The sequence below is a fragment of the Tropicimonas sp. IMCC34043 genome, assembly GCF_003390845.1.
Lineage (GTDB): Bacteria > Pseudomonadota > Alphaproteobacteria > Rhodobacterales > Rhodobacteraceae > Tropicimonas.
On the sequence record NZ_QMEK01000008.1, the window covers coordinates 1 to 14722 of the forward strand.

Genomic DNA, 14722 nt, shown 5'->3' on the forward strand with positions numbered 1-14722 from the left:
GCTGGCCGAACGCGACGTGACGCTGCTCGACTGCCCCGTGTCGGGCGGCGTGTCGCGGGCGATCACCGGCGAGCTTGCCATCATGGCGGGCGGCGCGGACGCGGGTTTCGCCGTGGGCGAGCCGGTGCTGGCCACCATGGGGTCCTCGATCACGCGGACCGGCCCCGTGGGTTCGGCCCATGCGATGAAGGCCTTGAACAACCTCGTCTCGGCGGGCGGGTTCCTGATCGGGATCGAGGCGCTGCTCATCGGCACCCGCTTCGGCCTCGACCCCGCGCTGATGACCGATGTGCTCAACGTGTCGACCGGCATGAACAACTCGACCCAGAAGAAGTTCAAGCAGTTCGTGCTGTCGCGCGAATTCAATGCGGGCTTCGGGCTCGACCTCATGGTCAAGGACCTGGGCATCGCCATCGGCGTCGCGGAGTCGACCGGCACCACCGCGCCCTTTGCCACCCTCTGCCGCGAGATGTGGCAGAGCGCGCAGAAGGCGCTGGGGCCGGGGCTCGACCACACCGACGTGGCGCGGTTCTCGGAACTCATCGCGGGCAGCGAACTGCACCCGGCGGACGGATGAGCCTGTCAGGCACCCGCATCGCGCTGTTTGGCGGATCGTCCGGCATCGGGCTTGCCACGGCAGAGGCCGCCCATCTGGCGGGCGCCGAGGTCACGCTGATCTCGCGCACCGCCACCCGTCTCGCAGCCGCTTCCTCCTCCCTCGGCGGCTGCGAGACAGCGGCGCTCGACGTCACCGACAGCACAGCGGTCGCCGGGTTCTTTGACGCCCGCGACGCCTTTGACCATGTCGTCGTGACCGCCGCCGCGCTCGACCCCGGGCCGCTGCGCGCCCAGAGCCTCGCCACTGCCCGCGCGGCGATGGAGAGCAAGTTCTGGGGTGCGGTCCATGTGGCCCATGCGGCCAAGATCACGCCCGGCGGCAGTCTCACCCTCGTGTCCGGGATGCTCGGCAAGCGTCCGGCGGGCGGGGCCACGATCCTGTCGGCGATCAACGCGGGCCTCGATACGCTCGCGCAGGCGCTGGCGCTCGAGCTTGCGCCGACGCGGGTGAACTGCATCTCGCCGGGGCGCGTGGACAGCACATGGTGGGATCACCTGACGCCCGCGGACCGCAAGGCGCTGCTCGATGCGACGGCGGCCAAGCTGCCCGTGAAGCGCATCGGCCAGCCCGAGGACATCGCGCAGGCGATCCTCGCCGCGATGACGAACACATTCATGACCGGGGCCGTCCTGATGGTGGACGGCGGCGGCCAGATCGCCTGAGCCCCGTTCCCCCCCCTGCCCCACCGAGGATATCCGAGTACCCCGGCCAGTCGGGCATACCTTCACCAGCTTTGTCGGCTCCAGAGCGCGCGACCGACAGGGATGGATCGATATAGGCTCGGCACTTGTCACGATACCCGTAGGTGTTCAGCAAGGGAGGCGTGCCGACATAGACCGTCCCGCCGATGTTGCGGCCGGCCACGCTAGCTGTTTCGCTAGACGGGACCCACCCGCTTTTCGTTGATCGGGACGATACGCTCGATGCCATTCGCGAGAGCTGGTTTCGTTCAGCCGCCGCGGAAAGAGCTGGCGCTGCAGACTTTCCGCGATCTCCGCTTTTCTTGCCACCAGACCAGAATGACAGGTACACCGAATGCAAAAAGCATCTGCCCGCCAACCCTGAAGCATTGTGGTCACCACGACCATGCACAAGAAGAAATACAGGACGAGAAAGAATGTAATTCGGAAAAACTAGAGTATTGAGGACATTATCGGAACCCTCTCCGAACCACACTATTTTGGATACCCATCATTGCAACGACTAACGTCATTGTTGAAGCACTTCCCATGCTTTATGCTTGATTGGGCCGATGGCCACATACATCTGTTCACACCGTTGGGGGCACACCCCTGCCCCAGCGACCGTAACCGTAACGGCCGAGATGAAGCGTTGCCACGACCATGGGACGGTTGGTCGGGCTGGCTCCGGAGGAGACTGCCCGGTCAGCAGCACGTCGCAGTGAGAGGCGGCGTTTCAACTCGGGGAGGACGGCTGCACGCAGCCAACCGACTAGGGCTCGGTCCTGACCAAAGGGCAGGAGGGGCCAAGATCATCAAAACCTAAACTTTGCACATCACAAAAACCTAAACACCGCTCGAAACACCCCGCTTTCCACGACAAAGGTGGGATCGGTTTGACAGCCGGTTTGACGTGTTTCGTTTTTGCTCAACATGAGTATGCAACGAGGCAAGAATCTGAACCTACTGACGATCACGAGGACGCCGACAGCAAACAGCGTGCCCCACCTCACTCAGGGCGCTTATTGGCCTGATCTTGAAGATCCATCAGACGAGCCATTAGGTCATCGAAAGCGATGGCGTCTGACTGAAGCAGCACCGCTTCCTGCATTTTCTGGTAATCTTGGGCCAGCGCCTCCAGGGCTTCACCCTCTGGGATCAGGGAAAGCGATCCTGAAACTGCGTCGGCATAGCTAATCGTTGCACCAGCACGATCGGTTTCGCGAAAAAAGTGCTGTTTGTGCTTCGCAACATCTTGTGCAAGCGTCTTATCCTCCAGCGCCCGCTCAGCGATACCCACAGCCTGCAGGCGATCAAGATCGTACCAGTGGCACGCGTAACGGTCGCCGCCCCGAAACGCGCCTCGCCGGCAATAGGCATGGATAGCTGTCGCCTTCTTCCAAAACGTCCTTTCGGCCATCATTACACGAGGCGTGGCGACGGGCATGAGCAACTCAGGTAGTGCCTGGGAGAGGTCACAAACCACTTCGTGACGCTGAGCCGGCTCTCCTGTGCACCTGGCACGAGCTCCAACAAGACCGAAGATCGAACATACCCGCTTCCGCTGCGCACCGCGTCGTAGTCCAGATAGATTTTGTCACCTTCTACTTCTACACGGATTTCTGTTGGGAGCGCCGCTGCACTGACCTTGTCAGATAACATGGGGGCCACTTTTGACGCCACCCACTCGCCCAGGCGATCCCGAACGGCTTCGGTCCATTTCTGAGCTTGCGAGCGGCTTGGCGGATATGGATCTTCGGGATCCTTGATAAGATCGGGAATGATCCGCCTGATGTCATATGTCAGGTCGACATCTTCTGAGAACCGGTCAATCGCCTTATAGACCTTGGAGAGCGACGTTCCTCCCTTGAAGACCATGTGTTCGCCAAGATCACTGTCGAACAAGGCGTTAAGGACCCAAACGACCCAAATGTCTTTCTCTAACAGGTCCGCGGGCCGCCCCAGTTTCGAGGCAGCCACTTCCAGCGCGTCGATCTTGTCTTCGCGCGACAGCGAAAAATAGGTTTGGTTTTCTGTCATTGCGATGACGCAAGCGCGCTAAGTTCCTTGGCCATCCAGGTCGGCGCACATGCGCGAAGGCTCAGAAGCTCGCGCTGCTCCTCTTCGTTCAACGTCGCTTTGATGCGCCTCAAAGCCTGAGCGACTTCGGACTTGCCGAAATAGGCGAGCGCCCGAAAGGCGTGCCCGGCACGGCTGTTGGGCGCACGAAGCTGCCAGCTCGGCACATGTTTAAGCTCGACGCTTTGCGCTCCGAGCTTCAGATGACGGCTCGGCCCGGAGGTCCAATAAATTTGACGGGATGGATTCTGCGTCGAAATGCCGAGCAGGTTCGCTGCCGACGCTCCGCTTTGCGATACGCGCTCACCTGTTGATTTCGCAATGTGCTCGACCACGGCCTCAACCGAGGGCGCCCGGCTCCCGAAGCGGGTTTTCACGGGCTGCGCGAACAATCCCCGCTTCACACGCATAAGCTCCCCCCGCCGAACCAACCGCGACAACGCCTGGTCGACCGCAGCACGCTCTCCGAGATGCAACAACTCCCGTGCCGACAGGGTTGCACCCTCCGGCAGCGCTTCAGCATAGGCCTTGATCGCTTGAGATGTGGTTTGCATGTTCGCCTCCAAGTGTCAGATATGTAGCTTAGTTTCTGACAGTTTTCAAGCTGAAGCTTCGCGGCTCATGCTGGGCATGAAACAGATCACACCCTTAGGCCGCCGTCCCAAAAGTACCCAGTCAAAAGAGGAGATTCATGACGATGGGAATTCATGACCAATTGGGTTCACGCGGCCAGGCTCACATGGACCAGTCGACATAAGTTGCCCAAAACGGTCATTACTGAACTAGTTCTTGATTGCCACCACGGACCGCGAAGCAGACGGTACTCGGTACGCGACAGAATTCCCTCCTTGGAACGGGAAATCCCCGGAAAATTTTTCGGACAACAATTTCTAGATGTACTTCCGATAGTCACTGCTCACTTTGTGACCGGCGGGCACATATTTCAAAACATCGCCAACCTTACGGGCTGCTCGGATCGGAATCGGCAAGCGTTGGTTCATCTGGGTCGAGTTCCAGTTCACCTTCGTGAGGCTGAAAACTTCCTTCGCGATCTGTTCGATCGTGCTCTCGCTTTGCGGGTGCGGACAGAGCAACAGTGGATTCGGGACATAGAGGCCGGGATAGGTCCCATAGTAGGGAATGCTGCCGTTGGTATAGAGCAGCCCATTTCCATCCAACTCAACGAAGGTGCCACGGAGGACAGGGAAGTCACCGTCGCGAAGCACCTTGACCGAATAACTTTCGTGAACCCAAACCAGATCGCGCAGCTCCACGCCTGCCTCGTCGAGCGCCTTGCCAACACCCTCGGCCTCATCTTCGCGAAAGCGCGACGTCTTCATGACGATCACGCGTGCCGGCATCGTTCTGTGGACCGACTTGTAGGCGGCTAGGGCGCTCTCGGTGAGCTTGTGAGCCTCATCGATGGTGAGGAACGGATGGCAACCCCGTGACTCTGACTGCGCAGGACCACCTCTAAGAATGAACCCTCTGCCCCGTTCATCGAACATTTGTGCAGCGCTGGTCCATATCTCGTCGGTTTCGGCATCCTTGAAAAAGCTGACCCCAATGTAACAGGCGGTGAACTCACCTTCTTCCGGCAATCTGCGCCAGGGCGCCTTGCCGCTGCCCTTGTAGTAGAGCGTCGTCATTAGGTTCCATGCGAGGTCAGCTCGATCTTGAGTTTGGCGGTCAGAGTTCTCCTTGATCTTGCGAGGGATCTTGGCATCGGGGTCGATGACATCCTCCCAGACAATCTGAATTGAGAATCTCAGGTCCATCGCTCTGGCCTTGAGCAAGCCGCGGAAGTTTGGAGAGGTTTCCTTACCAGCTTTCGCCGCGGTCGCATCGTCCTCTATGACTTCGTTATTGCCCGCGCGTTCGTTCCTCCAGACTCGTTCGATCAGCTTGACAGGGAGCGAAACCATGACCACGTCCGGCCGTTCATGATGCGCCTCCAACTTTTCCAGTTGCGCCATAACTGCGTCGACCGCCATTTCCACAGCACGCGCATCGCTTGGTTCCTTGGCAATCTTCTCGATCTGACCTTTCGTCAGCACACCGTCTTCGGCAGCTACCATTTCAAACCGGCACCGATAGGGGTTCTGGTTTCTCAACCCGGGAAAGTCCGGGTGCAGGTTCGGGTGCTTTTCGGTCTTCCCCTCGAACCCATCTTCGATCGCATCCAAAAACTCGCCTGATTTTTCGACGGTCAGAGCGCTGCCAACAACGCCGACTTTTATGGTGTCCCCCAGGTTCATTTGCAGTGGGCCCGCCTGCAGCAACCCCAATCGCGGATCAGGATGATGGTGCTGGTCGCCAAATTCCAGTTCCGGCTCCGGGAAGATCTTTGTTTTGAAGTCGCTCATAGGTCGAAGCTGCCTTGTTCATTCGAGCCGGACGGCTTCCTCGACCTCTGCGCCTTCGCGCCCCACACATCCTCGGGCACGCTCTTTGGCAGTTCGATGGAAGGCGGGACGCCAAACTTGATGATGCGATCCGTCTTGGTGTCGGGTGCCAGCAGTTCGCCGGCATCTTCAAATTCCATACCCGACAGCAATCGATGCCACATGATCACCTGGCCTCGAACTGTACTGTTTGTGTCGAGGCGCTTCTTCCCGGACAACAAGGCATCCGGATAGTTGAGCGCGCGTTCTCCATCCGAAGTGAAGTAGTAGGATGGGTTGACGATCAGGTACCATTGATCCGCCAAGCGCTCGAACCGGGGATGGAATGAATGGTGCCGTACATAGTCGATGGGCCCCTCCCCCTTCGACTTCTGATAGACGCTGACAACATCGGCCTGTGTCTTCTGCTTCGCACCAAGATAGCGAAACTTGCGCGCCACGACTCCAGGTGCTGGCAAGAAGTAGAACTGTTTTTTCTTTCGGTCCCATCCAAGCAAATCTCGAAAGTCATGGCCCAGAGTATGTCGCAACAGACCCGCAAATTTGTATTGCTGATCCACTGCGTCGTGTTGTGCCAGAAAGTCGGTTTCGATCCGTTCAACCTGATCCCGTTCGACCAGGTCGCGAACGGGTGTGGTTAGTGGGTCGCAGAATGTCCAAAGCGAGGTTTCATCGATCATCCAATCGTACCGCCGGCCTTCCCGGACCTTATTCATCCGGGCGAGCGCCTTCTGGGTGGAGAGCTGGGTCTGTGCGACGAAGATCTCCTCTGGAAGTTGCAGAGGCACCATGTTGATGATCGCTTCCTCCCCTCCCCCAAGTGGCGGGACGTAGTAACCGTGTCCTTGCTTGGCGACGGTCAGTGCAGCGAGGCGATCCTTCGCACGTCCGTCCAAAACGTCACGCTCTTTGTCGAACTGCAATGTGCGTTCGGCCTCGCCAACGAGGTTTTCGAACGACTTCCAGAAGAACGTGTCATCTGATTGCCTGTAAAGAACGAGAATTACGGGCAGGTTGGAGCCACGCCAGTAGTCGAAATCTGAAGCGCGGACACGATAGGTGAAACCGGCGTCCGTCTCGCCGACGTAGCTGCCACGCTCAGTAGCCTTAACCTGAACGGCAATCATCTTCGCTGTCGGCTGATCATCGTCCATCACCTCAGCGATGCCGTCTATCCCTGCTTCCAGCCGAGAACGCCCATCGAATTGGAACCCAATTCGCAAGAATTGAAGATTAGCCGCCTTCTCCCCGATTTCGCCAATTCGCTGACTGGCAGTAATCTTCTTGTTCACGCCAATAACCCGTACCTTCCATATGACAGAGATAGCACTTCAATCAGCGTTTCGTAAGGCCTCGGCCTACTACATGTAGGCCATTTAGGCGACCCTTGGATTGACCGGTCAAGAGGTCTATCAAGCTTTCCCGACCAGATTTCACCACGACTGACGTTGTCGTCACGATGGTATTCGTTGCTGCCGACGATGATATCCCGGGGTAGCATCCGCGAGAGCAAAGTTGGGATGATTTCTATGCCAAGGATACCAATTCGTCAGCCGCCGCCGACTTGAAGCGGCTACTCCACAACCCCCGCATCCTCCAACTGCTCGCGATCGGGAAGATCGCGCAGGCTCTCCAAGCCAAACGCGACAAGGAACTGCTCGGTTATCACGAAGGTATAGGGCGCCCCTCGCCGAGGGGATCTTGTCCCGGTCCCGATCAGGTCGCGCGCATGCAGTCGACCGATCAGTTCACGGCTGATCTCCTTGCCGAAGATATCCTTGAGCCCATCGCGGGTTATCGGCTGGTGACAGGCGATAGCGGCCAGCACCGCGACGTCGAATTCACTCAAGTCCAGCAGTTGGTCGCCGACATCTGCCGCCGCGCGGATCGCGGGGGCGTAGGCGGGTCGCGTCCGGAACATCCAGCCGCCAGCGACCTGGGCGGTCTCGAAGGCCCGCCCGTCCAGATCGGCGGCAAGGTCCTCGACCAGTAGATCGACCGAGGCCCCCTGTCCCACCACGCGGGCGAGGTCTTCGCGCGGGACCGGCGAGGCAGAGGCGAAGAGGACTGCCTCGATCCGGTGCATCCATTCCCGCCAGCGCAGCTCAGGCGGCAGGTCGGGCAGCTCGCGATCCAGTTCGGGGTCAGAGCGATCCTTCGCCATGGCTACACCCCATAGAGCCGGAAAGTGTCGCGCCCGGTCAGCTCGCGCACCGCGCCGAGGTCGACCAGCCGGTCGCAGAGCCGCCGCGCGGCGCGATCCGGCAGCGGCAGCGCCGAGGGAGCAATAGCATCGCGGGTCAGGAACATCTCGACTGCGCCGCCCGACGCGCGAGATCGACGGCCTGCTGCACGGCCTCAACCGCCGAAGAGATGAGCGCCCGATGACAGGCAAGGCGCTGGTCATCCCCCTGCTTGCGTAGGTCAGCGCGCTTCAGTCCTGCGGCCAGCAGCGGCACGAGATGATCCCAACCGAGTGCCTGAGCGAGGGCGGCGTCCGCGAAGATCAGCGCTGCTTCGTCTGCACGTGGCGCCTCGCACAGAACGGCTGCCAGCGCCATCGCGGCACGGGTCACGGACGCCCCTTTCCCCACATCGAGCCACGCGGCAATCTGGCCAGGCTCGAGGGTCGGCAAAGCCCGACCCAGAGCCTTGATCGACACCGGTCGCTCCACCGCACGCCGCCAGGCAAGGCAGGTTTCACCGGCCGGTCCGGGTAGATCGCCGGGACGCAGAAGATGTACCGTGTCGCGCAATTCCCCTGCCCGCTCCGGGCGCCCCGAGAACGCCATGCAAGCCTCGGCCGCGCGCAGCGCGAGCCGGTCCCGCAACAAGGCTTGGGGCACTTCCTCGTGTCCCAACACAAGATGCAGGTGGCTCAGCGCCGCCCCCGACAAAAAACGCAACATCTTCAAGGGTTTCAGCGCGTGAAGAGGTGACCCAGGCGGGCATCCGGGGTAACGTGTCGAGGTCGCTTATGTGATCCGGTCGGGCAAAAGTCATGCCCAGAGCCTACACCAGCGCGGCGCTTTCGTCCACGTTATGATGTGCAAACCGCCCTACGCTGCGCCTCTCAGTCATGTCCAATAATCTTGCCTTATCGGATATGATCCTGACCCCCCGGAAAGATCGCATTTCGCGGCCGATCCCACCGCCCAAGGCCGTCAAACCGGTCGATGACGCGCGCCGGCACTTGCCCGATACGGCGCCCGATCTCGCCCGGGGTGACGCCACAGACGCGATCCGGCAGCATCCCGAAGGCAAGGCATGGCGGCCCTGTGCATCGACCGACGACATCGCGTGTACAGCCGTCATCGCGACAACCCGCAGGCATGATACGGTCTCGGGGCGAGGCGGGAGCGAATCAACTGGCCGAGCTCAAGCTCCCCCCTGCCCCATCGGTCGACCAGACGGCGCAGATACCCGCCGGGATTTGCGATTTCGGCGCCACGCTCCAGAACATAGCCGAGCAGCAATGCGGCATTTGCCGTGCCCATCGAAGCGACCGCGTGTTTCCAGGACTCGAGGCTGTTCGGCAGCAGCCTCGCCGTATTGTCGAGAGCGTCGCTGATCTCACGCGGTCCCCTGCTCTGTGCAAGTATCGCGGTCAGTGTCGGAAACGCCCGGGTGATGTCCTGTTCGGTGACGGTGGTGTTTTTCTCTTTCGCGGCGGCTTCATCAACGGGAGTATTCGGAGTCTGATCTATGTGTCGCTCGGATTGAGCAACAGCGTCGCTCACTCCGGCCGTTGCAACGGGCTGTGCCTCGGAGGTTGTCCACCGCGCGAGGACGGAACGGATCTGGACCAGCATGTCGGTCAGCCGGTCAATCGTCGGGGTGCGGCGCAAACGCCGGGCGAAATCGGTGACAGCGGCGGCCAGGTCCTCCAGCCGAAGCGTCCGTGGATCGAGGCGCTGCATCAGCCGCCGCAACCGCGCCAGTTCGTCGGCACAGTCGAGCCGCAGCGCCTCGATCCGCGCGGCGTCGGCGGCGACCTCGGCCGCGATCTGTTGCAGACGCCCGCGGCCCGCGACCAGAGGGCCGATGTCGATGCCATAGCTGCGCAGCACCGTCCCGTCCCCCCCTACCCTTCTGAAGCGTTTGCGGTTCGGCGACATGACGCGCTGCACCAGCCCGCAGGCCTCGGCACGGCGGATGCAGCGGTTGACCGTGCTGTCGCCCGACAGGCCCATGCGGCGGGCAATCGCGGCGTTGCCGGCAAAGACGACAAGCCGGCCGTCCCGGTCGAGCGTCAGGTAGTCGCCGTCGACGAAACTGACCAGAACCTCGAGGAAATGCAGGTCGGTCCCGTTCAACGACAGCCGCCCGGCGCAGCGCTTGAGCGGTGCGATGAGGTCACGCCATTTGTGCGGTGCGGTGGCCATGACCGCTCCGTTGCCGGGTGCGACAGGCACACCTCGACCGGCCCGCGCGACGGCGGGATCTGAAACATGGATCATTTCGGTATCACGAGACCCCGTGACCGGGCACAAAACCACCATTCGCCGAATCGGCGTTATTGACTTCTCGATGTCCGAAGGCCATTCTCAGGGTGCAAACAGAGATTGGGGCGTCCGGGTCGGTGATCTGGCGCCTCTTTTCGTTAGGGCCTTTGTGCCTCCTTCATTTGCTGCTCATCCTCAAGTCTCCGCGCCGCCTTCTGCCTTGAAACGGTCGTGAAGTTCGTCGATCAGGCGCTCGGCGTTGTCGCTGACCCAGCGGTCGAAACCGCTGTCGCTGCGCCTGATGGTAATCGTCGTGGCCCTGGCGCTGTCCTTGATCGCAGCACCATGTTTCAGCTCGCGCGCGGGCAATGCCGCGCCCAGCCGGTCCTTCGGCCCCCGCCGCGTCGCCTCGGCATAAAGCGCAAGGAAGCGTTCGTCGGAGGTTGCATCGGGGCGCTTGCGGGCAAATCCCTCGAGGATGGACACCGCGCGGCCCTCGGTAAGGCGTTGGTCGGCGAACAGCTTCAACAGCGCCTGCCAGCGGTCCCGGCCGATGCCCACGGCCGCCCCGATCAGGTTCCCTGCCCTTTCGGGAATGCCGTTCGCGATCTTCAGATACTCGCTGACATGGCTTTTGCCGACGTTCAGCGCCGCCTGGATCGTGGTGCGGTCATAGCCCGCCGCCTCGATCGCCTTGGCGAACCGGCAGCGTTCATAGAACGACAGATCCTTGCGGGCGCTGTTTTCCTGCCCCTGCGCGATCACGCATTCCTGGTCGTCGAGGTTGCGCACATTGGCCTTAACCGCGATGCCAAGCTCGGCGCAGGCCTGCAGCCGCCGCCTGCCATAGACGATCTGGAACCGGTTGCGGTCATTCGGGCTTGGCCGCACCAGAACCGGCACAAGCTGGCCATAGCGTTCGATATTGGCGCGCAGTTCGTCATCGCCGACGGTCACGGTCTCGATCCGGTCGAGCGGACCGTTCAGGTCGATCCGGCCCGGGTCGATCTCCTGAATGCTGCTTGCCGTCATCTCCTGCAGGCCGGCGGCCAGCGCGCCGACGGCACCGGCCGGCAGGCTGCTGCGCGGCTTCTTCGGGCGATCCGCGTTCCCGGCCGTGGCATTCTGAAGACTGTCGAGAAGGTTGCTGTTTCTGGCCATTACCGTCCCCAAGCCCTGTGCATCAGTTTTTCGACCTCGGCGCCGACGGCGTTCATGCTTTCCAGCGCCCGGTCATAGGTTTGCCGGTGGATGTCGGCGCGCGGCACCTCATAAAGCGACTGCCGGAAGGTCGTCGCGTCCGAGATCGCGGTCGATTTCAGCGCCGTCGAGACCAGCACATCCTCGCCGAACAGGTTGCGCAGGAAGGCGACCATCTGCTGCTGCGGCCCGTCCGAGGGTTCGTGCCGCGCGATCAGGTATTTCAGGAAGTCATAGCGCATGGTCACGCCCTGCTGGTCGATCACCTCCAGCAACTCGCCGGTCATGCGCAGGAACTGCGCCGTCGACGACACGTCGAGCATCGAGGGCACGATCGGTACCAGAATCCCGGTCGAGGCGACAGCACCCGCGATGGTCAGAAAGCCAAGCTGCGGCGGGCTGTCGATCAGCACCACGTCGTAATCGTCCGCGACATCGCTGATCGCCACCGACAGCCGCTTGAAGAACGGGACCTCGCGGCGGCTGGTATCGCGCAGCACCGCCGCGGTCTCGTGTTCGAAGGTCTGCAGTTGCAGCTCGGCCGGGACTAGATCGATGTTCTGGAAATAGGTCGGATGGGCGCAGTCGCGGATCGACACCGGATCGTCGTACTTGATCGCGTCATAGGCGGTGAACATGTCGTCGAGATCGAGCGTCGGACGGATCCCGAACATCGTGGTCAGGCTGCCCTGCGGGTCGAGGTCGATCGCGAGCACCCGATAGGAATGCAGCGCAAGGTAGTGCGCCAGATGCAGCGTCGTGCTGGTCTTGGCCGAGCCGCCCTTGAAGTTCATCAGCTGCAGCACCTGCAGCGCCTCGCCCTCCTGCCGGCCGCGCAGATAGCTGCCCTTCTTCTTGGCGGTCTTTTCCAGGATCTCGCGGATCTGCTGGATCGCCTGTGCCGAATAGAACCGGCGCCCGCCGCTGGCGGTATGGACGTCGGGAATACGGCCCTCGGCATGAAGGTTGCGCAGGAATTGCGGCGTCACGTCGAGCAGGTCGGCGACCTCTCCGGCCTGAAACAGCCGCAAGTCCTTTCTTGCATCCGGTGCGAAGGTACGCATCTGATGCACGTTGAGCGCATCGGCCAACCGGTCGGCCATGTCGAGCACGGCGGAGGAGGCCGTGGGATCTTCGATGGGGGGCATGTCTTTCATGGCTCTGGTTGCGCTGATTCTGCTCTGTGCTGCCGTTTACCGACACTTTGACTGCTAGAAAGGCACCGATTCCGTGTCCAAGTCAATATCTTGCATGGCTTTTCGCCTCCGGCACAAGACAGGGGCGGGGCGGCGACAGAGGCGGGAGAGCGCCTCGATGATGGCGCATCGGGTCCCGGTTGGGAACCGTGTTCGCAAGCGAGCGGCGCGGAGGCGGCCGGAGGGGCCAGAGTTCCCAGCCGGGAACTTTTCCCGGAACGGTGCGCGGCGCCGGATCGCGAGTTCCCAGCCGGGAACTCTTTGCGCGGCGAGCGGCCATGCGACGGGGCAGGGGCGGTCGCAGGGGAAAGCCTGAAATCGGGTTGGTCCTGAAGGTCGGGTTGCATGAATGCGCTTGGGGCCAGAATCTCGGGGCGTCGACTCCGGGCGCAGTCTTGACCGAGACTCTGTCAAAGGCGGTGAACGGACCGTCCGCATCGACCGCCGCCACAGCAAAGGGCGGGCAGGGCAGCGGCACAGGGAAGGGCAGGGGCCGCGATCCCTGTCGCCATGTGTAAACGCGCCGACAGCGCCACACCCATGCGGGGCAGCGCTGTCGCGTTCGATCAGGCGGGGAAGCCGGCCACCGGGCCTTGGCGGTTCAGCCGACGCGCTGTCCGGCCGCGTCGATCAGGGGGGTGCCATCCTCTTTCGCCATCGGTCCGGGCGGCAAGCGGTCGAGCAGGTCCAGCACCGTCTCGCTCGGGCGGCACAGCCGGACGCCCTTTGGCGAACAGACGATGGGGCGGTTGACCAGAACCGGATGTGCGACCATCGCGTCCAGCAGCGCCGCGTCCGATACCGAGGGATCGAGCAGGCCCAGTTCCTCGGCCGGCGACTTCGTGGTCCGAAGCGCCGTGCGCGGAGTCAGGCCGGCGGCGGCAAACAGCGCCAGAAGCTGCGGGCGGGTCCAGCCGGTCTTGAGGTACTCGATCACGACGGGTGTTTCGCCCGAGGCCTCGATGATCGCCAGCACGTTGCGCGAGGTGCCGCAGGCGGGGTTGTGGTGGATGACGACGGTCATGATCCGGCTTTCCCGGCTGGGAACCAGTGCTGGGTCCGGTTGGCGAAGGCAACGAGCGACAGCATCACCGGCACTTCGACCAGAACCCCGACCACCGTCGCCAATGCCGCGCCAGAGCCGAGCCCGAACAGGCTGATCGCGACGGCGACGGCCAGCTCGAAGAAGTTCGAGGTGCCGATCAGCGCGCAAGGCGCCGCGACGTTGAACGGAATGCCCCAGGCCCGCGCCGCGCCATAGGCCAGAAAGAAGATCCCGTAGGACTGGATCAGCAGCGGCACGGCAATCAGGGCGATGACAAGCGGGCGGTCGAGAATGACCTCGCCCTGGAACCCGAACAGCAGCACGACCGTCACCAGCAGGCCGAGGATCGAGAATGGCTGCACCCGCGCCTTGAAGGCGTCGACCGCCGCCGTGCCGCCGCCTTGCACCAGCCTGTGGCGGGTCAGGTAGCCCGCGAGCAGCGGCAGCATGACATAAAGGCCGACCGACAGCAGCAGCGTGTCCCAGGGCACCACGATGTCGGTCACGCCCAGCAGGAAGGCGACGATGGGGGCAAAGGCAAAGACCATGACGACATCGTTCACGCTGACCTGCACCAGGGTATAGGTGGGATCGCCGCGGGTCAGGTTCGACCAGACGAACACCATCGCCGTGCAGGGCGCCGCACCCAGCAGGATCACGCCCGCCAGATAGGCCTGTGCATCGTCTGGCGGGATCAGCCCGGCAAAGACGTGGTTGAAGAACAGCACGCCGAGCGCTGCCATGGTGAAGGGCTTGATCAGCCAGTTCACGACGAGCGTCACGATCAGACCCTTCGGCCTGTCGCCAACCTGGCGCAGCGCACCGAAATCGACGCCGACCATCATCGGATAGACCATTGCCCAGATCAGCACCGCAACCGGCAGGTTGACCGATGCGACCTCGAGCGAGGCGAGGGCGCCAAAGGCGCCGGGGGCGAGGTTGCCAAGCAAAAGCCCGGCCCCGATGGCAAGCGCCACCCAGACCGAAAGCCAGCGCTCGAAGGTGCCAAGACCCGCCGCGGCGGGAAGCGATGTATCTGTCATGTCGGGCTTT

The 14722-nt window shown here is 62.2% G+C and carries 12 protein-coding genes and 2 pseudogenes; 2 read left to right on the top strand and 12 right to left on the bottom strand.

Annotation, left to right across the window (positions count from 1 at the left end):
- Together DQG17_RS19840 and DQG17_RS19845 are read left to right on the top strand one after the other, a co-directional pair.
- Positions 1-577: NAD(P)-dependent oxidoreductase (locus DQG17_RS19840; RefSeq protein ID WP_157973695.1), on the top strand; the 577-nt coding region annotated here is incomplete at its 5' end.
- Positions 574-1281, top strand: a complete 708-nt coding sequence (locus tag DQG17_RS19845; RefSeq protein ID WP_116134623.1) for an SDR family oxidoreductase — start codon at positions 574-576, stop codon at positions 1279-1281. The genes DQG17_RS19840 and DQG17_RS19845, both read left to right, overlap by 4 nt.
- On the opposite strand, the gene DQG17_RS22040 is transcribed toward DQG17_RS19845, so the two are convergent.
- From DQG17_RS22040 to arsB, 12 genes and pseudogenes are all read right to left on the bottom strand, one after another.
- On the bottom strand, positions 1232-1549 hold the full coding sequence (locus DQG17_RS22040) for a TerB N-terminal domain-containing protein (protein WP_232829522.1): 318 nt from the start codon (positions 1547-1549) through the stop codon (positions 1232-1234). The two genes, DQG17_RS19845 and DQG17_RS22040, sit on opposite strands and share 50 nt — an antisense overlap.
- A 759-nt stretch (positions 1550-2308) precedes the next feature.
- Positions 2309-3339, bottom strand: a pseudogene (locus tag DQG17_RS22175) (nucleotidyl transferase AbiEii/AbiGii toxin family protein).
- Positions 3336-3932, bottom strand: coding sequence for a DUF6088 family protein (locus DQG17_RS19860; protein WP_116134624.1), 597 nt, complete (start codon positions 3930-3932; stop codon positions 3336-3338). Before DQG17_RS19860 ends, DQG17_RS22175 begins: the two are co-directional and overlap by 4 nt.
- A 336-nt stretch (positions 3933-4268) precedes the next feature.
- A complete protein-coding gene (locus DQG17_RS19865; protein ID WP_116134625.1) occupies positions 4269-5744 on the bottom strand; it encodes a hypothetical protein in 1476 nt (491 codons plus the stop codon).
- Complete coding sequence (locus DQG17_RS19870; protein ID WP_116134626.1) at positions 5741-7075, bottom strand: DUF4365 domain-containing protein; 1335 nt, start codon at positions 7073-7075, stop codon at positions 5741-5743. The genes DQG17_RS19865 and DQG17_RS19870 overlap by 4 nt, the downstream gene beginning before the upstream one ends.
- A gap of 281 nt (positions 7076-7356) precedes the next feature.
- On the bottom strand, positions 7357-7947 hold the full coding sequence (locus tag DQG17_RS19875) for an SMC-Scp complex subunit ScpB (RefSeq protein ID WP_116134627.1): 591 nt from the start codon (positions 7945-7947) through the stop codon (positions 7357-7359).
- Between the two features lie 2 nt (positions 7948-7949).
- Positions 7950-8786: pseudogene (locus tag DQG17_RS19880) on the bottom strand (DUF1403 family protein).
- Between the two features lie 308 nt (positions 8787-9094).
- Positions 9095-10168: a plasmid replication protein RepC gene (repC, locus tag DQG17_RS19885; RefSeq protein WP_198666220.1), complete on the bottom strand. Its 1074-nt coding sequence runs from the start codon at positions 10166-10168 to the stop codon at positions 9095-9097.
- Between the two features lie 255 nt (positions 10169-10423).
- Positions 10424-11389, bottom strand: a complete 966-nt coding sequence (gene repB, locus DQG17_RS19890) for a plasmid partitioning protein RepB (protein WP_116134629.1) — start codon at positions 11387-11389, stop codon at positions 10424-10426.
- On the bottom strand, positions 11389-12576 hold the full coding sequence (repA, locus tag DQG17_RS19895) for a plasmid partitioning protein RepA (protein ID WP_116134776.1): 1188 nt from the start codon (positions 12574-12576) through the stop codon (positions 11389-11391). Before repA ends, repB begins: the two co-directional genes overlap by 1 nt.
- Before the next feature lie 649 nt (positions 12577-13225).
- On the bottom strand, positions 13226-13648 hold the full coding sequence (gene arsC, locus DQG17_RS19900) for an arsenate reductase (glutaredoxin) (RefSeq protein ID WP_116134630.1): 423 nt from the start codon (positions 13646-13648) through the stop codon (positions 13226-13228).
- Positions 13645-14712, bottom strand: coding sequence for an ACR3 family arsenite efflux transporter (gene arsB / locus DQG17_RS19905; protein WP_116134631.1), 1068 nt, complete (start codon positions 14710-14712; stop codon positions 13645-13647). Before arsB ends, arsC begins: the two co-directional genes overlap by 4 nt.
- Positions 14713-14722: the final 10 nt, after the last annotated feature.